This window comes from Peribacillus sp. FSL K6-5616 (assembly GCF_038008245.1).
GTDB lineage: Bacteria > Bacillota > Bacilli > Bacillales > DSM-1321 > Peribacillus > Peribacillus frigoritolerans.
In genome coordinates, this window is record NZ_JBBOYT010000001.1 from 754,015 (window position 1) to 776,988 (window position 22,974).

The 22,974-nt window shown below is 41.4% G+C and carries 20 protein-coding genes and 1 pseudogene; 13 read left to right on the forward strand and 8 right to left on the reverse strand.

The genetic code is table 11. The features are described from left to right. Positions 1 to 108 precede the first annotated feature (108 nt). The 5 genes from MHB45_RS03630 to MHB45_RS03645 all read left to right on the forward strand — a co-directional run bounded on the left by MHB45_RS03630 (position 109) and on the right by MHB45_RS03645 (position 5,005). A complete protein-coding gene (locus MHB45_RS03630) occupies positions 109 to 561 on the forward strand; it encodes a response regulator transcription factor (protein ID WP_048677996.1) in 453 nt (150 codons plus the stop codon). Between the two features lie 52 nt (positions 562 to 613). Further along, complete coding sequence (locus MHB45_RS28195; RefSeq protein ID WP_226990371.1) at positions 614 to 751, forward strand: response regulator transcription factor; 138 nt, start codon at positions 614 to 616, stop codon at positions 749 to 751. 366 nt (positions 752 to 1,117) lie between these two features. Then, a complete protein-coding gene (locus MHB45_RS03635; RefSeq protein ID WP_048677995.1) occupies positions 1,118 to 2,383 on the forward strand; it encodes a M48 family metallopeptidase in 1,266 nt (421 codons plus the stop codon). A gap of 142 nt (positions 2,384 to 2,525) precedes the next feature. Continuing rightward, a complete protein-coding gene (locus MHB45_RS03640; RefSeq protein ID WP_072272558.1) occupies positions 2,526 to 3,335 on the forward strand; it encodes a YitT family protein in 810 nt (269 codons plus the stop codon). A gap of 311 nt (positions 3,336 to 3,646) precedes the next feature. Beyond that, positions 3,647 to 5,005: an IS1182 family transposase gene (locus MHB45_RS03645; RefSeq protein ID WP_072272405.1), complete on the forward strand. Its 1,359-nt coding sequence runs from the start codon at positions 3,647 to 3,649 to the stop codon at positions 5,003 to 5,005. Positions 5,006 to 5,156: 151 nt separating this feature from the next. Here MHB45_RS03645 and MHB45_RS03650 read toward each other — a convergent pair whose 3' ends face one another. Further along, positions 5,157 to 5,393 carry an IDEAL domain-containing protein gene (locus MHB45_RS03650; RefSeq protein ID WP_048680068.1) on the reverse strand — a complete coding sequence of 79 codons (237 nt, stop codon included), beginning with the start codon at positions 5,391 to 5,393 and terminating at the stop codon, positions 5,157 to 5,159. A gap of 315 nt (positions 5,394 to 5,708) precedes the next feature. On the opposite strand from MHB45_RS03650, the gene MHB45_RS03655 reads away from it, so the two are divergent. Further along, positions 5,709 to 6,272, forward strand: coding sequence for a competence protein ComK (locus tag MHB45_RS03655; protein ID WP_048680065.1), 564 nt, complete (start codon positions 5,709 to 5,711; stop codon positions 6,270 to 6,272). A gap of 90 nt (positions 6,273 to 6,362) precedes the next feature. On the opposite strand, the gene MHB45_RS03660 is transcribed toward MHB45_RS03655, so the two are convergent. Continuing rightward, on the reverse strand, positions 6,363 to 6,581 hold the full coding sequence (locus tag MHB45_RS03660) for a DUF3006 domain-containing protein (protein ID WP_048680061.1): 219 nt from the start codon (positions 6,579 to 6,581) through the stop codon (positions 6,363 to 6,365). Beyond that, a pseudogene (locus MHB45_RS03665) lies at positions 6,582 to 7,427 on the reverse strand (ComEC/Rec2 family competence protein). A gap of 1,188 nt (positions 7,428 to 8,615) precedes the next feature. Here MHB45_RS03665 and MHB45_RS03670 point away from each other — a divergent pair. After that, on the forward strand, positions 8,616 to 8,870 hold the full coding sequence (locus tag MHB45_RS03670) for a hypothetical protein (protein WP_176702830.1): 255 nt from the start codon (positions 8,616 to 8,618) through the stop codon (positions 8,868 to 8,870). Positions 8,871 to 9,109: 239 nt separating this feature from the next. Here MHB45_RS03670 and MHB45_RS03675 read toward each other — a convergent pair whose 3' ends face one another. Further along, complete coding sequence (locus MHB45_RS03675; RefSeq protein WP_034314629.1) at positions 9,110 to 9,478, reverse strand: hypothetical protein; 369 nt, start codon at positions 9,476 to 9,478, stop codon at positions 9,110 to 9,112. A gap of 288 nt (positions 9,479 to 9,766) precedes the next feature. Between MHB45_RS03675 and MHB45_RS03680 the strand changes: the two genes are divergently transcribed. The 6 genes from MHB45_RS03680 (at position 9,767) to MHB45_RS03705 (ending at position 21,353) form a co-directional block, all read left to right on the forward strand. Beyond that, positions 9,767 to 10,381 (forward strand): TVP38/TMEM64 family protein, encoded by a 615-nt coding sequence (locus tag MHB45_RS03680; RefSeq protein ID WP_048680052.1) that lies wholly within the window; start codon positions 9,767 to 9,769, stop codon positions 10,379 to 10,381. A 33-nt stretch (positions 10,382 to 10,414) separates the two neighbouring features. Further along, positions 10,415 to 10,978: a signal peptidase I gene (lepB, locus tag MHB45_RS03685; protein ID WP_048680048.1), complete on the forward strand. Its 564-nt coding sequence runs from the start codon at positions 10,415 to 10,417 to the stop codon at positions 10,976 to 10,978. 188 nt (positions 10,979 to 11,166) lie between these two features. Next, entirely contained in the window at positions 11,167 to 14,664 is a 3,498-nt protein-coding gene (gene addB / locus MHB45_RS03690; protein WP_048680045.1) for a helicase-exonuclease AddAB subunit AddB, read from the forward strand. Then, complete coding sequence (gene addA / locus MHB45_RS03695; protein ID WP_072272559.1) at positions 14,657 to 18,391, forward strand: helicase-exonuclease AddAB subunit AddA; 3,735 nt, start codon at positions 14,657 to 14,659, stop codon at positions 18,389 to 18,391. Before addB ends, addA begins: the two co-directional genes overlap by 8 nt. A 129-nt stretch (positions 18,392 to 18,520) precedes the next feature. Further along, on the forward strand, positions 18,521 to 19,684 hold the full coding sequence (gene trpB, locus MHB45_RS03700; RefSeq protein WP_072272560.1) for a tryptophan synthase subunit beta: 1,164 nt from the start codon (positions 18,521 to 18,523) through the stop codon (positions 19,682 to 19,684). Positions 19,685 to 19,994: 310 nt separating this feature from the next. After that, a complete protein-coding gene (locus tag MHB45_RS03705; RefSeq protein ID WP_072272405.1) occupies positions 19,995 to 21,353 on the forward strand; it encodes an IS1182 family transposase in 1,359 nt (452 codons plus the stop codon). Positions 21,354 to 21,498: 145 nt separating this feature from the next. Here MHB45_RS03705 and MHB45_RS03710 read toward each other — a convergent pair whose 3' ends face one another. The 4 genes from MHB45_RS03710 to gerPC are packed head-to-tail and all read right to left on the reverse strand — an operon-like array spanning position 21,499 to position 22,932. Continuing rightward, entirely contained in the window at positions 21,499 to 21,717 is a 219-nt protein-coding gene (locus tag MHB45_RS03710) for a spore germination protein (RefSeq protein ID WP_048686849.1), read from the reverse strand. Positions 21,718 to 21,738: 21 nt separating this feature from the next. Next, complete coding sequence (locus MHB45_RS03715; protein ID WP_072272561.1) at positions 21,739 to 22,146, reverse strand: spore germination protein GerPE; 408 nt, start codon at positions 22,144 to 22,146, stop codon at positions 21,739 to 21,741. Positions 22,147 to 22,151: 5 nt separating this feature from the next. After that, a complete protein-coding gene (locus tag MHB45_RS03720; protein ID WP_034314611.1) occupies positions 22,152 to 22,331 on the reverse strand; it encodes a hypothetical protein in 180 nt (59 codons plus the stop codon). Next, on the reverse strand, positions 22,321 to 22,932 hold the full coding sequence (gerPC, locus tag MHB45_RS03725) for a spore germination protein GerPC (RefSeq protein ID WP_048686854.1): 612 nt from the start codon (positions 22,930 to 22,932) through the stop codon (positions 22,321 to 22,323). Before gerPC ends, MHB45_RS03720 begins: the two co-directional genes overlap by 11 nt. Positions 22,933 to 22,974: the final 42 nt, after the last annotated feature.

A 22,974-nucleotide genomic window follows, 5' to 3' on the forward strand; every position in this document is an offset into this window, starting at 1 on the left:
ACAGGTGAATTAATGATGTAAAATATAGACCATTAGAACTATTCCCCGGCTAACAATTATAAAAAACTATCGGATTAATAACAAATAAAGAAAGTAACAGGTGAGGTTATGAAGTCGATTAAGCTAGTGATATATGGTGGTCAGGGAGGAATTGAGGGAATCATCGAACAAGAAGGTGACATTAAGGTCATGGGGATGACTGGAAATGAAATGGACCTTCTTGATTCTGATCATACATCAGTCATTCGCTCATCAGGGAAGTATGGACAGGAAGTCATGCAAATCCTGAAGGAAAAACACCCATCCACTCCTTTCGTCATTTTTACTGCCTATTCAGAAAATCATTATCTTATTGAAGCAATAGGCCATGGTGCAGCAGGTTATGTGTTACAGGATGGCGGAATGAAACAGTTGATGTCGGCAATCCGTCAATGTGCCAACGGTCAAATCGTTTATCCTGCCTCATTCAAATCAATTTTAATGAAAAAGCTGGAGCGGGATGTTGAAAGATCACCAGTAACTTTGGAAAAGGCAATCGAAAAATTGGGGGCTTTTTTCTAAACGCGAGCATGAACTGCTTATCCTGCTAACCCAAAGCGAAACGAATAAGCAAATTTCAAAAAAACTTTTTCTATCGATCGGCACGGTAAAAAACCATATAAGCCGTATTTACAGAAAACTGAATGTTAATAATCGACCGGAGCTTATGGCACTTTTGTATGGTTTTCAAAATAGCGGGATGAAGGGATGACCGATTATGCCTGCCGTTCCGTTAATCGGTCTCATTCATTATAAATCAAATTCACATTTGAAATCCTTTGATGAAACGATTTCATCTTAGCAATTAGGCAAAGGAATAAATTCGTCGTTGCCTTAAACCTCTCATCCCTCCGTTTTTTTAGTGTCTCTGCATATGAATCATTCTGCCTCCCTTCCCGGAAGTGCATGTTAGGCTGGTGGATTATTCTGGGAAATCTTAAGGTTGATAATGAACAATGAAAAATCAACAAAATGATGGGAATTGTAAGGAAGAATAATATTGAAGGGAAATGCGGTTCTAACCTGTCCATTTTGGATTAAACTATTAAGAGGGAGATTCGTTTTAAGGAGGGGCATCATGGTTAGAAAATGGGCTGGAAGGGCGATTATATTATATATCCTTTATGCAGCAGCGATGTATTGGTATATTTTTTATGGAGCGGATACGACCATTCCCGAAGCTTTGCGTGGAACGGCAGCAGATCCTGCAACATTCCTGAATGCAAGGGAACTAAAGCTTAGTGAAGAGTATTCAGGACTGCGGAATTTTATTTTTTTCGTATCGACGCCATATGAATGGCTTCTGTATTTCTTCATATTATTATTCGGTTTTTCAAAGGCATTTGAAAAATCGTCAATGGCAGTCTCTAGACGGAAAGCGATCAGAACGGGCATTTACTTATTCTGGCTTTCCGTTATTTCATACCTGGCTCTATTTCCAATCAGTTTCATTGGATATCGGATGAGCAAGAGTTACCACATAAGTACACAAAGTTTCACCTCGTGGATGAAGGATGGAGTCATCGAATTCTGGGTGAATTTTGGGATGATGTTCATCATCGTTTCCGTTTTATATTGGTTAATGAAGAAAAGTGTGAAGAAGTGGTGGCTCTATGCTTGGATGTTGTCCATTCCTTTTTCCTTGTTCCTGATGTTCGTTCAGCCTGTATTGATTGATCCGCTGTACAATGAATTCTATCCTCTCAAAAATAAAGAGCTGGAAACGGAAATATTGGCACTAGCCTCACAGGCTGAGATCCCGGCTGAACACGTGTATGAAGTAAATATGGCGGAAAAGACAAATGCCTTGAATGCATATGTGACCGGCATAGGTTCCAACTCAAGAATAGTTCTTTGGGATACGACCCTGAACAAACTGAAGGAAGATGAAATCCTTTTTATCATGGCACATGAAATGGCTCATTATGTGGAAAAGCACATTTATATAGGGATTGCAGGTTATTTAGGACTGACATTAATCGGTTTGTGGCTGACTTCGAAAATCATGAATTTTATCATTGGTCGCTGGGGCCATCAGTTAAAGGTCCGTTCAGTTGACAGCATATCATCTCTTCCGTTATTTCTCTTGATAACGTCTGTGCTGCTTTTTGCTTCGAGTCCGCTGTCCAATTATGTTTCCAGATATCAAGAAACAAGGGCTGACCGTTATGCCATTGAAATGACCGGGGACAAAGAATCAGCAATCACGACTTTCCAGGAACTCACGAGGTCGGGTTTGAGTCAGGTCAACCCGCCATTCCTGGTTAAATGGCTGCGGTATTCCCATCCGACCATGCTCGAACGGATTTCAACGGTTGAAAATGCAGATACAAAGGGTGATTGAAAGCCAGCTGAAAACCAGCTGGCTTTTTTTCTTCGGAAAGTGGAAGTTTGTGGTCGTTTTCAGAAAAAACTATTATTTTTAAAAATCTTAGGTTCTCTACTATAATAAATTAAATTCCCAGTTCGTTTTAAGGAGATCGGATATGTATAATGTACTTTTCATCACTGTAGGCTCAGTGCTTGTGGCAGTAGCCTACAACTTATTTTTGATACCACATTTAATTTTAAGCAGCGGACTTAGTGGACTTGCGATCATGTTCGGAATCATCACCCCAGTCAACACAGGGATATTGAATTTTCTGATGAACCTGCCATTGCTGATACTTGGTTACCTGAAATTAGGGAGACGCTTTATCACCTATACGATATTATCAGTTGTCGTGATTTCCATCAGTTTATACCTCATTCCAGTTCACGGTATTTCCACTGAACCGATTTTGTCTTCTTTATTTGGCGGAATCATATCGGGAATCGGGATAGGCATCGTCTTTCGCGCTTCGGGGTCTTCGGGCGGCTTTGATATCATTGCCATGCTATTGGCTAAGAAGAGCGACTTTCCGCTTGGTACATTGCTTTCGGTGATGAATGCTGTTGTGGTGGTAATCTCAGGCTTCATCTTCGGTTGGGATGCCGCATTATATACGCTTATTTCCATTTATGCAGCAGGAAAGGTGATCGATACGATCCATTCCAATCACATTAAATTAACATTGATGATCGTTACCAAAAAGAGTGACGAAATGAAAACGAAGCTCCTGACCAACCTATATCGTGGCATTACAGTCATGGATGGTGAAGGTGCATATTCAGGAGAAAAGAGCAAAGTAATGATGACAGTCATTACACGTTATCAGTTAACCGATGTAAAAATGATGATAAAAGAAGTGGATCCGAATGCTTTTGTTAATATAACCGAAACTGCCGAGGTCATGGGTATGTTTCATAAAGAGTGATGATAATAAGAAAAGCCTCCCGACATTATGGGAGGCTTCAGACTGTAGACAAACTCGATGAAAATCGAGTTTGTCTATTTTTATGGCTTGTACAATTTGGATGTTGATTTCCACTCCAGGCACTCGCTTTCCGCGGGCGGTCGGGGAGCCTCCTCGGCTTTCGCCTGCGGGGTCTCCCCTAGACGCGCTTTTCCCGCAGGAGTCTCGTACCTTCCGTTCCAATCAACTTTGTCTTACCTTTTAGATAGAACACTTTTGCCTGGAGTCATGTTTGTTTTAAAATAGAAGTATTAAAACTTGAGGTGATGAGGATGCTTTCTAAACATGATTCTATTCAGCGAGATCAACTTGAAATGATTACTTTAGATCAATTGGTGCCACCGAACCATTTGGTTCGTAAAATGGAGGCTGCCATTGACTTCACTTTCATTTATGACTTGGTGAAAGATATGTATTCAGAGGTAGGACGCCCAAGTATTGATCCAGTTATTTTAGTTAAACTGACTTTCATTCAATATACCTTCGGTATTCGTTCCATGCGTAAAACGATTGAAGAAGTTGAAACCAATATGGCTTACCGTTGGTTCTTAGGCTATGGTTTCCATGATAAAGTACCTCATTTCTCTACGTTCGGGAAAAATTATGAGCGACGCTTCAAAGATACAGATCTGTTTGAACAGATTTTCTATCGCATTTTAATGACAGCTGCTAATAAAAAGTTAATAAGTGCTGAACACGTTTTCGTGGATTCCACACATGTGAAAGCCAGTGCGAATAAACGGAAATTTGAAAAGAAAATCGTTCGTAAAGAAACACGAGCGTATCAAGGACGTCTTCAAGAAGAAATCAATCAAGATCGTGAAAACCATGGAAAAAAGCCTTTTCCACCAGATAAATTTGATAAAGAAGAGACCAAAGAGATTAAAGAAAGTACAACGGATTCTGAGAGTGGCTACTATGTGAAAGATGAACGAACAAAACAGTTTGCCTATTCATTCCACGCGGCCGCAGACCGCAACGGTTTTGTATTGGGAACGATTGTAACACCTGGAAATACACATGACAGTCAGATCTTAGAGCCACTAGTTGAACAAGTGATTGAGAAAGTTGGAAAACCGGAAGCCGTTGCCGCAGATGCAGCTTATAAAACACCAGCGATTACAAGCTACCTATTTAACAAAGAAATCATACCGGCTTTACCTTATACACGTCCTCGCACCAAAGAAGGATTTTTCCGCAAACAGGACTATGTATACGATGAACATTTTGATTGTTACCTTTGCCCTTCGGGCGAAACTTTAAAGTACTCAACAACAAATAAAGAGGGCTATCGCGAGTACAAATCGCCAAAACAAATTTGTACAACATGCTCATTTTTATCTCGGTGTACAGAAAGCAAAGACTGTCAAAAAGTGGTGACACGGCATATCTGGCAAACACATGTGGAAGAAGCAGATCATCTGCGTCATCATCAAGATGTAAAACCTATATATGCAAAACGTAAAGAAACGATTGAGCGTGTATTCGCAGATGCAAAAGAAAAGCATGGTATGCGTTGGACTACTTTAAGGGGACTTAAAAAATTGTCGATGCAGGCGATGCTTACTTTCGCTGCCATTAATTTAAAGAAGATGGCCAATTGGACATGGCAAGGTCCAAAAATGGCCTAACATAGTGGGCTCGTAGAGCCCCAATCTCTAAACTTTGGGCGAAAATTCAAAGGGAATTTCAAAAGGGGTTCAGAATTTTTTAATTCCGAACCCCTTTTGTCTACAAACTGAAGCCTCCCGACATTATGGGAGGCTTTTTTGATCATGAATGTTAATTTCCAAATTGTTTTAGTAAAACGTTCATTTCAGAACTTAGTTTTAAGAATAAAGGTTTGTTTTTCATATCCAAGGCATCATCGATCTGTTTTGCAAGGAGATTCTTTTTGGTAGTAAGGACGGCTTCCTGGATAATCATATCAATTAACATTTCCTGAACCACGGCATCGTTTTTCATTTCGCTCATTGATAAGGACTTCACTGACTCTGAATAAGATTTTTCATTTTTCAAAGTTACCACCCCTGACCCTTTTTATTATTATATGGATTTGAGTGGATAAAATCAACTGAAAATTTAAAAAATTTAAATTACGATAGAGAATGTGTCGTTTAGGTGACGAAAAAGCCACTATATAAAAGAATTTTAAATTTTTTGTGAACTCGCTTTTAATGTTTAAGGGTTATGCTATTATAGTGAGTAATTTAACATACATTTACTATCCCCCTTCACTCTTCTTGGACAGGAATGGAAGGGTACAAGCAATTAAGAATATAAGCTTTGGAAAGTGATAGCGATGTTTAGCAATGAGGAAGAGGTGGATTAAAAATGAATCAAAACAATCAGGGAATCATCGAGGAATATGAAATCACGCCACATACACTAATGGTTGCGCCAATTAATTACGGCAGTAAAATATATGCCCGTATCGTTGAAATGGAGGACGAGTTCATCTCGCCGTTTAAACCTATGGAAATAATAAAGAAAAGCTGCGAGTTCTTCGGATCAAGTTATGAAGGACGCAAGCAAGGCACGAAACAGCTCATAAACATCACACATAAAGCACCTATCGCGATTGATCCGACCAGTTCGATATTCTTCTTTCCAACTACATCTCCGTTACGTCCTCAATGCATCTGGTTATCACATGAGCATGTGGTATCCTATGAGCGCCTGGATTCCAAACATACAACCATCACATTCAGGAATAGACAAACCATCGATATAGCAGTGTCATGCAGCTCTTTCGAAAACCAGCTGCACCGGACCTCTTTTTTAAAAACGAAATTGATCCAGAGGATTGAGGAAACAAAGAGGAAATCCTTTTATCTGTTCACTGATGCTAATGGAATCAAGGCTTCAGAGGTAATCTCAAAGTATATACAGCGATAAGAGGGGGTTCAGGGGAAAAATCAGAGAAGAATGCAAACGGGAATATTCAAATTTAAAGCAAGCCCTTCTTATTAAAGAAGGGCCCTGGAATCAATCTTCGAATAATTCATCCATTAAATCGTCAATTTCTTTTCTTAATTTTTCAGTTCCTTCTTTGGAAATGTTGATGGTATCACCATCGATAATCAGCATATCTCCTACTTTTGCCCCCTTGGGAAGAGCACTTTTAGGGAAATCCTTCATGTCACCACCATTGATTTCAACGACAGCGATCTTTCCTTCGAAGCGATCAATAATTCCTTGTACCAATTATTTCACCGTCTTTACAGTAATTTTCTGACCTGTAGAAGTAAAAATAATGTTACCTGATTTATCTGTGCGATAAGTTTTGGCTTTCACTGAATTCAACCGTTTTATAACAGTGGAAGTAGGGTGCCCATAGCCATTTTTCCCTACACTGATTACAGCATATTTCGGTTTTGTTTTGTTTTGTTAATGAAAGCTGAACTTGTCGATGTTTTTGCACCATGATGGCCTACTTTAAGTACATCCACACTTGGTACCAGTTTTTTAGCCAGCATATCTTTCTCTGCTTTTTCTTCGGCATCACCTGTAAACAAGAATGTTTTTTTTTGCCGTGTTTAAGCAACAGGACAGCACTCCAATTATTTAAGTCAGACTTAGCATAGTCCTTAACAGGTGCAATGAATTTAAGGGAATTATCCTTTGCTTTAGTGTTGATTTCCACTCCCGTCTTCGCTTTTTTTATTGTAAGCGTCTTCTTCTTAACAGCCGTTAAAAAGTCTTTGTATGCCTGGGTAGTATGTGAAACTTTAGGGGCATACACAGATTTTACATTAAGCGATTTAATCACATGAGCAAGACCGCCAACATGATCCGCATCTGGGTGAGTGGAAACTAATGCAGTAAGTGTTTTTACCTTTTGTTTTTTTAGGTAGGCAACAACCTCGTCGCCCTTTCCTTTACCGCCGCCATCGATTAAAACGTTTTCATTACCGGTTTGTATCAGGATTGAATCTCTTGTCCAACGTTGATGAAATGTACCTTTACATTTGAGGCTGCCTCGGTTGTTTTAAGTCCAGTGAATAAAGACAAAACAAGAACAGCCACCAGTAGAATATTTATTTTCTTCATTTTTCCCCTCCAGTTAATAATTTACCATGTGTAACCGGAAAAATGGGAATATGGACACGATTTTCATTTGTGGTAAAAAAAGGAAAAGATCACCTGGCTTATGGTTAGGGAAAATGATCCTGGGTATTTATGATTAATCTCTTGAATTAAAATGTAAAGCCATTATTTTAAAGAATCGATCAATAAAAAAATATATTTCTCTCAGAAAAGAGTGTGAAGTTGGCATATATTCAAGGAGCAGGCTGCGTAGAAAGTTAGGATTACCAACAAAATATTTTGTTAAAGAGATTGTTTCTGTTTTTTTAGGATTTGTACAATTTAAACGTTGATTACCCTCCAGGCACTCGCTTTCCTCGGGCGGTCCGTGAGCCTCCTCGGCGCGTTTGCACCTTTCGTTCCAACCAGCTTTGTTTTAAAATTTAGATAGGAACCCTTTTGGCTACTAATTAAATCATGCAAATAAAACATTGCATGGTTATCTTAAGAAATTAGGGATGAGTATAAGTTTCCTTAATGATTGACTCATTAATACATAATATAATAGACAACGATGATGTATCTTTTGTTCAGTATTTCACAAATGGTTTTGTTTTTCTGGAAGTTCTTTTTGCTTTATACGTTTAATATAAAGGGGGTGTTACTAGTAGATAATACTAGGTATGGATATGCAATTAACATCTTCCTCAATAACGTTGTACTGACACTAAAATGATAGTTTAGACGTATAGTTATAATAGATGAATGGAAATTAAAATGTCGCTTAATAATGAACAAACGGGCCAGCCTTTTAATCGTTAAGGACATTTTCGTCGAAACTGTTGCCTTAATTCAGTAAGCAGTAAGTGCAAACGGCTTGTGTAAAAAGAAGAGGAGAAGCGGCTATGGCAGTCCTCGGTTCCTATAATAGGGAAGAGGATAGTATACCATACCAGGCAGCTTCGACATTCTGCCGTTTAATCATCAAGAACGAAGGCGATGCTATGCATACAGCAAACTTTTAATGAAGGATGCCATAACTAGGGAACTTGAAGTAACGCAGTTAAATGTAAAAGGTATTTTCAGAAGAAGATATTATCTATCTGAAATCTGAAATCCATGGCAGACATTTCATCCGACATGATAGAGCTTGATCCAATAGCATGGGCTTTTTAAGCGTCCCATCGTCCTAAAGGAATTTCCATTCATTCGATGAAGGGATTGGTTGATGGCAATCGACCAGGGCAAATCATGGGATACGTGTTACATTTTGCGGCGGATCATGATATTGGTTACTTTTACATCGATTTGTCGAAGCTGACTGTTTTCCTATCCTTTCTTCAATATGATGAGTCGATCATAACGGGTGCCACTCCAACCTTTGTCTTGGAGCATGTAATTAACATTCATTTAAGGAATCTTAAAACTAAAATTGTTAGGATATTCAGTATGCACTTGATTACATAGGTTATGCCTTGATCGAAAAGTAATCTTTCACGGAGATGAATCCATGGTTTGAACTAGCCAATTAAATTATGATGTTATGGAATATTCAAACAGGGGAATGGAGGTAAGTGAGTCTAATCGATCTTGATCATGAAAGACTCCCTTACCTTTATGCCAGGAAAGATGCGGTGCTTTTTTATGGTCATCCTTTTTACGTCCAAGGGAATTTGTATCCTTCCGGAAGGCTCCCTTGTAACCCGTTAATCCCTTGAGGGTTTTTTTTCGAAAAAGTAATAACATAGCAAGTCTTCGGTTTTGTTGCGAAGGCGGGGATTGAAATAATTATGATGTTCCTCATATCCTTTATATAAAAAACAATACATCGTGAAGGATTCATCGCGTTTGATTTCACTAACCTTAATATTCTCTTTGCGCAAATAGCGCCGTACCTCGGCAAGTTCGTCTTGAACCACTTTTAAAATATGTTCGACTAGCTCCGAATAGGGCCTTTTTAATTTAAACGGACTAATTTCGATGACCTTGAGATCCCGGTTTAAGACTGTAATAACCATAGGGAGGTAGATGGCTTTTTCAATCATATTTCGGTCACCTTCTGGAATGCGGGTCATCATGACCGCCCCTTTCTAAATAGCGCGTTTTTAATACTAATATGTATCTTCCGTAATAATAAGAACGTTTGTTCCGATTTTATCCTAATGTATTTTCAGTGGTTATGCAAGCAGTTTTGATAAATCTAGAAATATTCGTTAACAAGATTATGTTTTCCGGAGATAGGGAAAGTATGAAGATATATGGATAATAATTCTTGCAATTTCGGGGGAAAGTGATATATCTAAAATAAACGGTTTTTAATAAGTTTATGCTGCTTTGATGGCAGCATGTCGAGGGAGATAATTATGGATTTGGATACTATACGTGAGTGGTTTACACTTGATCATATATCGGCGCTTATTCAGCAATATCGCTCATTCGGTCCAATTCCCGGGATCTTACTGCCGATGCTGGAAGCTTTTTTGCCTTTTTTGCCCTTAGTGGTGTTCGTGCTCGCCAATGCAACGGCATTTGGTCTCTGGTGGGGGTTTTTATTTTCTTGGATTGGTGCGGTAGCGGGGTCCTTTTTGATCTTTTGGATTATTAGAAGATATGGTCAAATGAGGTTTTTCCGATTTTTGCAAAAGCATAAACAGGTGCAGAGGTTGATGGTTTGGGTTGAGAGCCATGGATTCGGTCCTTTGTTCATATTGCTCTGCTTCCCTTTTACACCATCGGCTATCGTTAATATCGTGGCAGGACTATCAAAAGTCAGTACCCTGCAATATGGACTTGCAGTAGTTGGAGGGAAGGCGGTGATGATTTTTACGATCAGTTTCGTAGGTTACGATTTAGTATCATTGATTCATAAACCTGTGCGAACGATCATTATCGGAATCGTCATCTTTATCCTATGGTATGTGGGGAAAAGACTGGAAGTCCGGTTAAATAAAAGCATGAAGAGAGAAGAAGGGCAATAAATTAATATATAAATGCAGTAGGGGTTGAACTAGATGGAAAAAACAAACAAGAATTCTTTATCCGATTGGATAAAACCAGCGATGATAGCTTTTGTTATTTACATCTTAATCCGTACATTTCTCTTTTCAAGCTATGATGTTGAAGGAAAGTCGATGCAGCCGACCCTTGAAGATGGAAATAAACTTGTCGTGAATAAAATCAATTACCAGATTCATGATATCAACCGTTTTGACATTATTGTTTTTCATGCGAATTCACAAGAAGATTATGTTAAGCGGGTTATAGGGGTTGCAGGTGACCGTATTCGTTATAAAGATGATTGGCTATACGTAAATGGTGAGAAAGTGGATGAGCCTTATCTTGAGAAATTCAAGGAAGGTTTCCCAGGACAGGATTTTACAGGTGATTTTACATTAAAAGAATTGACGGATGTGACCAAAGTTCCGGAGGGCAAGCTTTTTGTCATGGGTGATAATCGTCTTGAAAGTGCTGACAGCCGTCACTTTGGTTATATACCGGTAGAAAATGTTGTCGGTAAAGTGGATGTTCGATATTGGCCGGTCAATGATTTCAATTTTAAGTTTACAGGTGAGTGATTGTGAAGCCCGAGTATGATGCGGGCTTTTTCTTTTGGGGGAAAACGCGAACGTACGATTGGTGTTTTTTTAAGGGAAACGGTAAAATAATAGAAGGTAAATCTAATTGGAAACAGAAACCTAGTCATAAAGACGAAAGTATTTCTGGTATGATGGATCTAGATATTATGTTGTAAGGGGGAAAAGAGATGTCACTCCGTTTTTTACTGGGAAGATCGGGTACAGGGAAAACTTCGAATATATTGGACGAAATCCGCTCTAAATTGGCAGAAGATCCCGAAGGAAGTCCAATTATCTACCTCGTTCCTGATCAGATGACGTTTCTATCTGAATATAAATTAATTAAAACACCAGGCCTTGCCGGAATGATCCGGACACAGGTTTTCAGTTTTAGCAGGCTTGCTTGGCGCGTTCTTCAGGAAACCGGGGGGATGAGCCGGCTGCATCTGGACAGTGTTGGCGTTAATATGCTGATACGGAAGATCATGGATGATAAAAAGGAAGAGTTAAAGATGTTCAGTCGATCTGCTGATAAGCAGGGGTTCATTGCACAGATGGAGCTAATGCTGGCTGAGTTCAAGCAGTATTGCATCCAACCTGATGACATTCAAAACTATTTGGCTGAAACCTCACAGGCCGGCAGCGGCATTCAGGATAAACTGCATGATCTTGAATTGGTCTATCAGGCTTTTGAGGATGAAATGGTCAATAAATATTTAGACTCCGAAGATTATTTCACTTTGCTGATCGAAAAAATGTCAGAGTCTTCATATATAAGGAATGCGGATATATATATCGATGGTTTTTATAGCTTGACTCCACAGGAATTATTGATTGTTGAAGAAATGATGAAGCTGTGCAGGAGTGTAACGATCTCGCTGACGTTAGATCAGCCCTACAGGCAATATGCTCCGGATGATTTGCAATTGTTCAGGCAAACGGGAAACCTTTATCATCACCTATATCAGGCTGGATTGAGGAATGGCATACCGATTTCAGAAGATCGAATCTTAAAAAGATCGGAAAGGTTTGGAAAGAGTCCGGGGCTGAATCATCTGGAAACTTATTTTTCCATTCGTCCTGCACGAACGTTTGAGCAGTCACCTGATGTAACGATCGCCCAGGCAGTTAACCGCAGAGCTGAGATTGAAGGAGTTGCCCGGGATATCTTGTCGCTGGTCAGACAGAAACAGCACCGTTTCCGTGATATTGCGATTTTAGTCCGTAACGGGGAAGCATACGCAGATATTTTACAAACCGTTTTTCGGGATTATCAAATTCCCTTGTTCGTCGATTCCAAGCGGACGATGCTGAATCATCCTCTGATTGAACTGATTCGTTCGACTTTGGAGATCATCAATGGCTATTGGCGTTATGAACCGGTATTTCGTGCAATCAAGACGGAGCTTCTATTTCCGCTGCAAAAAAACCACGATCGGATGCGTGAACAGGTAGATAAGCTGGAAAACTATGTGCTGGCACGCGGCATTAAAGGAAGCGGGTGGACGTCCAAAGATCGTTGGACCTACCGGCGATTCCGCGGTCTGGAACTCGAGGACCGGAACCAAACGGATAAGGAAATGATGCTTGAGCAAGAGTTGAATGAAATGAAGCAATTATTTACCGAGCCCATCTTGAAGCTATCAAAACGGGCTAAAAAGGCTGCTAATGGCAGGGAATTGTGTGAAGCCCTTTATCTATATCTTGAAGAATTGCATATACCGGAAAAATTGGAAAAGCTGAAACTGGAGGCAGAAGAAGCAGGTGATTTGGTATCGGCAAGAGAGCATGAGCAAACATGGAATGCGGTTGTCGACCTATTGGACCAATTCGTTGAATTACTGAGCGGGGAAGAGCTTTCCATGAAACAGTTTGCGGTAATCATTGAAGCTGGTCTGGAGTCTCTTGAATTTTCTTTGGTACCGCCGGCAATTGACCAAGTATTAGTCGCTAATCTAGATTTATCCCGCCTGGATGATGTGAAGACAGCTTTTGTTATCGGTTTGAACGAAGGGGTTCTGCCGGGAAAAGCTGTATCTGACGGGATATTTTCAGATAGTGATCGTGATGTGCTGCTGGCTGGTGGACTTGATGTTGCCCCAAGTTCGAAAGTGCGCCTGCTGGATGAGGAGTTCACAGCGTACAAAGCATTCACTACGCCTGCCGAGGCCCTTTATTTATCATATCCGCTTGCCGATGAGGAAGGGAAGGCGCTTTTACCTTCATCCTATTTGAAACGGGTAAGGGACGTATTGCCTAACGTTTCCGATGTGTATTATATGAACGATCCGTCCGATCTGCCTGCAGAGGAACAGGTGAAATATGCAGCGAATCATGATGTGGCCCTTTCGTACCTGGCTGCCCAATTGCAGCTGAAGAAAAGGAACTATCCAATCCATTCACTATGGTGGGATGTATATAATGCCATTATTGACGATGAAATGGCCGGTCCTTCAGCAACTAAGGTTTTATCGAGCCTTTTTTATCAAAATAGGACAAAGAAATTAACTGAGGAAACAAGTAAGCAATTATACGGTGAGAGCATTCTTACGAGTGTATCCAGGATGGAAATGTTCAATAGCTGCCCGTTCTCCCATTATGCGGCTCATGGCTTGAAATTGAGGGAACGGCAGATTTTCCGTTTGGATGCCCCGGATATAGGCGAGATGTTCCATGGAGCGTTGAAAATGATTTCCGATTACTTGAAGGAACATGATATTCCTTGGTCTACATTGACCCCGGAACAATGCTTGGAGCTGGCCAGAATTGCTGTGGAGAGACTTGCTCCTAAACTCCAAAATCAGATTTTGTTAAGTACGAACCGCCATCACTATTTACGCAGGAAACTCGAAAACGTGATTGGACGTGCCTCGATCGTATTAAGTGAACATGCAAAGGCGAGCGGTTTTGCCCCGATCGGATTAGAACTTGGATTCGGAAAAAATGGCGAGCTGCCGCCACTTTCTTTCACATTGAAAAACGGTACGAAGATGGAATTGATCGGGCGGATCGACCGAGTGGATAAAGCGGAAGAAGATGAGGGTGTCTATTTGCGTGTGCTCGATTATAAGTCGAGTGAAAAGGAACTGAACATGAGTGAAGTATATTATGGACTCGCGCTGCAAATGTTGACATACCTAGATATCGTCGTCACCCATTCCAAGTCGCTGATTGGAAAAGAAGCGATTCCAGCCGGAGTTTTGTATTTTCATGTGCATAATCCCGTTGTCAAATCAAAGGGTATGCTCAGTTTGGATAAAATTGAAGAAGAAATTTATAAAAGCTTTAAAATGAATGGACTTGTACTGGACCATTCAAATGTCATTCAGTTGATGGATACCTCGCTTGATATTGAAAATTCGGGTAAGTCGGATATCATTCCAGCTGGATTTAAAAAGGACGGATCGCTCCTGGCGGCTTCCAAAGTTGCCAGCAGGGAAGAGTTTTCGCTTCTGAATCATCATGTGCGCCGCATTTATCAGGAAGCTGGTGATCGAATGGTCGATGGTGATGTGGATATTACTCCATACAAATTAAAGGAAAAAACGCCGTGTACCTTCTGTTCCTTTAAATCTGTATGCCAATTCGACCAGTCACTGGAGGAGAACCAATTCAGGAATTTGGCACAGAAGAAACAAAATGACGTTCTTGAGCTATTAAGGGGAGAGGGGGAGAGCGATGAGTAAAACGAAAATTCCTGCTCTGCCAGGAGACGTGACTTGGACGGAAGATCAATGGAAGGCAATATGGGCTAAAGATCAGGACATCCTGGTTGCGGCCGCTGCGGGTTCAGGGAAAACAGCGGTACTGGTCAATCGGATCATTCAAAAAGTCATTTCAGAAGAAGATCCAATCGATGTTGATGAACTGCTCGTGGTTACATTCACCAATGCCTCGGCTGCCGAAATGCGCCATCGGGTAAGTGAGGCATTAGAAAAAGCGATCAATGATAATCCGCATTCACAGCATTTACGTAAGCAGTTGAGCTTGATTAATCGTGCTTCGATTTCCACACTCCATTCGTTTTGTCTAGAGGTGATCAGGAAGTATTATTATCTTACGGATATCGACCCGGGCTTCCGGATTGCAGATTCAACGGAGATCCAGCTGCTCCGTGATGAAGTGATGGAAGAGCTTTTCGAGGAGCAGTATGGCCAAAGTGATAACGAAGAGTTCTTTAATTTGGTCGATGCTTTCACAAGTGATCGAAATGATGATGCACTTCAGAATATCGTTCGGTCGCTGCATGATTTTTCGCAATCGAATCCAAACCCGGACCGATGGCTCGATGGTGCCGCCAGCATGTATGAGCTGGCAGATGATGATGGGATCGATGATCTTTCGTTTATCGATTCATTGAAGTTCGATATTGGTTTACAATTGGACACGGCCAGGGATTTATTGGAACGCTCGCTTGCGTTGACAAAAACCCCTGGGGGGCCGGCTCCAAGGGCTGAGAACTATATAGCCGATCTTGCACTGGTTGCTAAACTTTCGGAAGTGAAGGACCAATCCTGGAATGCACTTTATGAGGAAATCCAAAACGTGAAATTCGGGACGGCAAAACGCCTTACCGGTGCAGATTTTATCAAGGAAGTTGCTGATGAGGCTACCAAGTACCGGGATAAGGCCAAGAAGATCATCAAATCGTTACAGGAAGAGTTATTTTCCCGGAAACCGGAAAGCTACCTGCGGGATATAAGGGAGCTTAAGGGTTATGTCGATACACTTGTAATGCTTGTTAAACGGTTTGACGAAAGATTCTTTGCTGCAAAAGCAGAAAAGAACTTGGTGGATTTCGCCGATTTGGAACATTATTGTCTTCAAATTTTGACAGGGGAAACGATGGATGGTGAACGAAAACCTTCAGCGGCAGCCATCGAATACAGGAACCAGTTCAAAGAGGTACTAGTGGATGAATACCAGGACACGAACCTGGTTCAGGAATCGATCTTAAAACTGGTGACGGCTGATGGAGAATATGATGGGAATCTTTTCATGGTAGGCGATGTCAAGCAGTCCATTTACCGGTTCAGGCTTGCAGAACCGAATCTCTTCCTTGGAAAATACACACGATTTACCCATGACGGTGTTGATTCCGGACTGAAAATTGATTTAAACCGCAATTTCCGGAGCCGAAAGGAAGTTCTTGATGGGACCAATTTCTTGTTTCAACAGTTGATGGGCATTACAGTCGGTGAGATTGATTATGATGAAGATGCCCAATTGAAAAAAGGTGCCCCATATCCCGAAGACGATCCAAACCCGATCGAACTTCATTTAATTGATGGAGCAGCCGATCCTGAAGCTCATTTGGAAGTGGAAGGGTATGATGGCGGATTTGAGGCCGAGGAGCTTGAAAAAGCGCAGCTCGAAGCAAGGCAGATGGCCAAGCTCATTAAAAAGGCTATAAGCGAAAAGCATCGGATATATGATACGAAAACCAAAAGGTACCGATCTGCCACTTATCGGGACATGGTCATTCTACTTCGTTCGATGCCATGGGCACCGCAAATCATGGAGGAATTTAAAAAGCAGGGAATTCCAGTCTATGCCAATTTGTCCACAGGGTATTTTGAAGCGACCGAAGTGGCCATCATGATTTCCTTATTGAAGGTGATTGATAATCCGCAACAGGATATCCCATTGGCTTCCGTTCTCCGTTCACCTATCGTCGGGTTGGATGAAGAAGAGATGTCAAAGGTGCGTTTATTCCATACAGGAAGCTATTACGAAGCACTAGCTGATTTTTACAGAAAGAGTGACCCTGAGGAACATCCGGGGCTTTATGAAAAAGCCTCTGCATTTTATAAAAATCTAGTGAAGTGGCGGAAGATTGCCAGGCAGGAGGCATTATCAGATCTGATCTGGCTCCTATACCGCGAAACGCAGTTTTATGATTTTGCAGGTGGGATGCCGGGCGGCAAACAGCGTCAGGCCAATTTACGAGCGCTGTATGACAGGGCAAGGCAATATGAAGCAAGTTCTTTCCGCGGTCTGTTCCGTTTCTTGCGGTTCATAGAAAGGATGCAAGAACGTGGAGATGATTTAGGGGCAGCTCGGGCTTTAGGGGAACAGGAAGATGTAGTCCGGCTGATGACGATTCACTCGTCAAAGGGGCTTGAGTTCCCGATCGTGTTCATTGCCGGTCTGTCCAAGCAATTCAATATGATGGATTTACGAAAGTCCTATTTACTGGATAAAGATTATGGCTTTGCGGCAAAGTATGTGAATTCCGAATTACGGATAACTTATCCATCCCTCCCTCAATTGGCTTTTAAGAAAAAAAAGCAGCTTGAATTAATTGCCGAGGAGATGCGTGTCCTCTACGTGGCGCTAACAAGGGCTAAGGAAAAGCTTTATTTGATTGCCAGTATCAATGATACAGAAAAAACGCAGCAGAACTGGGAAAGTAATGCGGCACATGGAGATTGGCTATTGAAGGACTATGTACGGGCAGGTGCAAAAAGTTATCTTGATTGGATTGGTCCATCCCTTGTCCGACATCGGGATTCTCTTGGTGCTGCAGGTCTTGGCTTGGAAATGGAGTCGCATCCATCGAATTGGTCCATTTCCGTCATTCCGAGTGAAGAGCTTGCTGTTCTGGATGAGGAAGAGGCACTGGTTCAAGAGCAAATGCTTGAACATGTCCAGAAATCGGAGAAGGTCGGCATCGTTTCCGAGTTTTATGATGATATCAAGGAACAGCTGGAATGGGAGTACCCCGAGCATGAGGCGACGGTGTTTCGTTCCAAGCAATCCGTTTCTGAATTAAAACGTCAATATGAACTCAAGGACGAACAAAGCTCCACAGAGCTGTTGCGTAAATTTAAGCGGCCTATCACGAAGCGGCCGACTTTCATGCAAGAAAAGTCACTTACTCCTGCTGAAAGGGGTACGATTACACATTTAGTCATGCAGCATATTGATCTATCTAAAGAGATTACCATTCAATCGATTCAGCAACTGATCATTGATCTGATTCAACGTGAGCTGTTGACGGAGGAACAGAAAGAAGCTGTGGATCCTGAGACGATCGTCGATTTCTTCGATAGTGAAATCGGGCAAAGAATTCAGAGGGCCAAAAGCATTCGCCGTGAAGTGCCATTTACGATGTCGCTGCCTGCAAAGGAAGCTTACAGCGATTGGACAGCTGGAGATGAAGAAGTCCTTATCCAAGGTGTGATTGATTGTATCTTTGAGGATGAACAAGGTCTTGTGCTTCTCGACTATAAAACGGATACGATCACCGGCCGTTTTGCAAACGGGTACGAGGGGGCTAAAGGGATTCTTGCCGATCGATACCAGATGCAGCTTCAGCTTTATACGAGGGCTGTTGAAGGGATAATGAATAAGAAGGTAACCGGCCGTTACTTGTTTTTCTTTGACGGCTCGCATTTATTGGAAGTATAAGAGAGAAGGAGTGTCCCATTGATGTGGGACGCTTCTTTTTGGCTGAATAAACAGAATAGTTTGAAAAAGTGTAAATGCTTACTATATACTAGTGGAGAAAAATACCTTTTTAAAGGAGTAGAGAAGAGTATGACGAGTGAGATCAAGAGCAAGGGATACTTTGGTGAGTTCGGTGGAAGCTTTATACCGGGTGAACTTCAGGAAGTTATGGATATTTTAGAAACGGAATTCCTGAAATATAAGGATGATCCGGAATTCATTGAGGAGTTCCGATATTATCTGAAAGAATATGTCGGACGCGAAAACCCGTTAACACTTGCAAAGAATTTAACGGAAAAGGTTGGCGGGGCAAAAATATACTTGAAGCGTGAAGATCTGAATCATACAGGTGCTCATAAAATTAATAATGCGATCGGACAAATCCTGCTTGCTAAACGAAGGGGTGCTAAACGCATCATCGCAGAAACAGGAGCAGGACAGCATGGTGTGGCGACTGCGACAGCATGTGCGATGTTTGGCATGGAGTGTGTGATCTATATGGGTAAGCTGGATACGGAGAGGCAGGCATTGAATGTCTTTCGGATGGAATTGCTGGGGGCAAAAGTCGTAGCGGTCGAAAAGGGACAGGGTCGATTGAAGGATGCTGTTGATGAGGCATTGAATGACTTGGTGCAAAACTATGAAAATAATTTTTACTTACTTGGTTCAGCAGTGGGGCCACACCCATATCCAACGATCGTTAAGCATTTCCAATCAATCATAAGTGAAGAATCGAAGCGCCAGATCCTTGAAAAGGAAGGGAAACTGCCCACAGCCATAATTGCCTGTGCAGGAGGGGGAAGTAATGCGATCGGTGCTTTTGCTCATTATCTCGATGAAGAAAATGTCCGTTTAATTGGTGTAGAGCCAATTGAAGCCCCAAGTATTTCGCAAGGTGTCCCGGCAGTATTGCACGGATTCAAAAGTTTGACGTTAGTGGATGAGCAAGGGGAACCAAAACCGACATTTTCCATAGCCGCCGGTTTGGATTACCCAAGCGTGGGACCCGAGCATAGTTTTTTGAAAGATAGCGGACGAGCGGAGTATGTGACGGTAAAAGGGGAAGAAGCGCTGGAGGCTTTTCAGGTATTATCCAAAACAGAGGGAATCATTCCAGCTCTCGAAAGCTCACATGCCCTGGCTCACGCCATGAAGCTAGCTAAAGAGTTAACAAGGGAAGATATACTGATCGTTAATTTATCAGGCAGGGGAGACAAAGATGTTGAGCAAGTATTTAACATGTTAGAAAAATAGTCCGAATGTAAAAGCCTCCCTGGAAATGGGAGGCTTTCAGACTGTAGACAAACTCGATGAAAATCGAGTTTGTCTATTTTTATGGCTTGTACAATTTGGACGTTGATTTCCACTCCAGGCACTCGCTTTCCGCGGGCGGTCGGGGAGCCTCCTCGGCTTTCGCCTGCGGGGTCTCCCCTAGACGCGCTTTTCCCGCAGGAGTCTCGTACCTTCCGTTCCAATCAACTTTGTCTTACCTTTTAGATAGAACACTTTTGCCTGGAGTCATGTTTGTTTTAAAATAGAAGTATTAAAACTTGAGGTGATGAGGATGCTTTCTAAACATGATTCTATTCAGCGAGATCAACTTGAAATGATTACTTTAGATCAATTGGTGCCACCGAACCATTTGGTTCGTAAAATGGAGGCTGCCATTGACTTCACTTTCATTTATGACTTGGTGAAAGATATGTATTCAGAGGTAGGACGCCCAAGTATTGATCCAGTTATTTTAGTTAAACTGACTTTCATTCAATATACCTTCGGTATTCGTTCCATGCGTAAAACGATTGAAGAAGTTGAAACCAATATGGCTTACCGTTGGTTCTTAGGCTATGGTTTCCATGATAAAGTACCTCATTTCTCTACGTTCGGGAAAAATTATGAGCGACGCTTCAAAGATACAGATCTGTTTGAACAGATTTTCTATCGCATTTTAATGACAGCTGCTAATAAAAAGTTAATAAGTGCTGAACACGTTTTCGTGGATTCCACACATGTGAAAGCCAGTGCGAATAAACGGAAATTTGAAAAGAAAATCGTTCGTAAAGAAACACGAGCGTATCAAGGACGTCTTCAAGAAGAAATCAATCAAGATCGTGAAAACCATGGAAAAAAGCCTTTTCCACCAGATAAATTTGATAAAGAAGAGACCAAAGAGATTAAAGAAAGTACAACGGATTCTGAGAGTGGCTACTATGTGAAAGATGAACGAACAAAACAGTTTGCCTATTCATTCCACGCGGCCGCAGACCGCAACGGTTTTGTATTGGGAACGATTGTAACACCTGGAAATACACATGACAGTCAGATCTTAGAGCCACTAGTTGAACAAGTGATTGAGAAAGTTGGAAAACCGGAAGCCGTTGCCGCAGATGCAGCTTATAAAACACCAGCGATTACAAGCTACCTATTTAACAAAGAAATCATACCGGCTTTACCTTATACACGTCCTCGCACCAAAGAAGGATTTTTCCGCAAACAGGACTATGTATACGATGAACATTTTGATTGTTACCTTTGCCCTTCGGGCGAAACTTTAAAGTACTCAACAACAAATAAAGAGGGCTATCGCGAGTACAAATCGCCAAAACAAATTTGTACAACATGCTCATTTTTATCTCGGTGTACAGAAAGCAAAGACTGTCAAAAAGTGGTGACACGGCATATCTGGCAAACACATGTGGAAGAAGCAGATCATCTGCGTCATCATCAAGATGTAAAACCTATATATGCAAAACGTAAAGAAACGATTGAGCGTGTATTCGCAGATGCAAAAGAAAAGCATGGTATGCGTTGGACTACTTTAAGGGGACTTAAAAAATTGTCGATGCAGGCGATGCTTACTTTCGCTGCCATTAATTTAAAGAAGATGGCCAATTGGACATGGCAAGGTCCAAAAATGGCCTAACATAGTGGGCTCGTAGAGCCCCAATCTCTAAACTTTAGGCGAAAATTCAAAGGGAATTTCAAAAGGGGTTCAGAATTTTTTAATTCCGAACCCCTTTTGTCTACAAACTGAAAGCCTCCCTGGAAATGGGAGGCTTTTTCTATGACTAATTATTCCCTGTAATGGGCTGGTCAACTCCATTGATATCAAGGACATTGCTTCCATTCAGGCCATTGGCCGTGAAAGTGATTGCAGCTGTGTTCCCTGAGCCGGATCCGAAAACCGTTTTGGAGGAAGACTTAGGGGAAATGACGGCGCAATCACCGAATAACAGGTTTCCTTGCGCGACATTAAATACTTGAACCGGGCCGATAATGGCAGGCATATGAACCCCTCCTTTAAAAGTTTAAGTGTTGTTGGTGGAATCCTCGATTGGCGTCTCTTCAGGTTTTTTAGGAACCTCCCGAATATGTTTCACTCTTGACTCCATACGTGCATGGCCTACGTTCCCCACACCAACCACAGATGAGGAAGATATCCCGATTATATTGATATTGCCGACCCGTATGAAGGGATTCGGATTTGAAAAACTTGATATGACTGGTTCATTCAATCTTGGGATATAAAATGGTTTCTTAAAGATGTCATAGTCTGCGAAATGAATATCGACTGAGTGGAAAGTTTCACTTTTCTTTTGAACGGCTAAAGCCAGGGAATTCCCGTCAATATATGAGGTATCCCCGATTTGCATGGCGGAGCTGAACGATACCGTGTCTGATACTATAGATTTTACTTTTGATATTCTTGAAAACATATTTTTTATCCTTCTGGAGAAAGCGGCACGAATGGCCCTATGATAAGGGATTCCGGCGGGGTATCGAATGCTGAGGATAGTTGGACCGTTTGTACATCCCCTATGAGAAATAAAGCAGAGCTTGCTACACCGGTAATTTTAATATCTCCTACACAAAGCTGGTGATTGGTTACATTAAACTCCATTTGGATTTCCTCCTGTCTCGGCTTGTGAATGGGTAATGAATTGGAATAATGCAGTTTGAATATCGGATTTCACCTTCTCCCTGATCTTTTCCTTGACATTATCCCGTTGCTGCGGTGCACGTTCCGCGTAAGAAAGATTATCGAAATACATATTGATGCGTTGGTGAAGCTGGCGTTCGACGTCCTGTTTAATGAAGTCATGATAAGATGCTTCCAAGGATATTTTCAGCTGGGTTTCCGCATCGTGAATCATATTTTCCAAGTCTGAAAGTATATCATTGTGAATTTCCTGGACGACGATTTCCCTTCCTGGAAAAAGGTTAGGTGCAGGTTGAACGGGTTGGTTGTTGACGGCAAATTCATCAATGTTGTTAAGGTCAGTTGGATTTAAACCGATATTCAATGTTCCATCTAAAGATTCGACTTTTAACTGATCGAATTTATATTCAATTTTATCTACATGGATTGGCGGTTTATTTTTCAGCTCGGCAATTTCATCTGTCAGGCGTTTGAGTTCGTGTTCAAGTTTCATGATCCGTTTATCCTGGGCTTCAAGAAAACGCTGCATTTGTATGGAATATGAATAGAGATCCTGATTCACGATTCAACACCCACCTTCACAATAAGTTGATTTCATATAAGA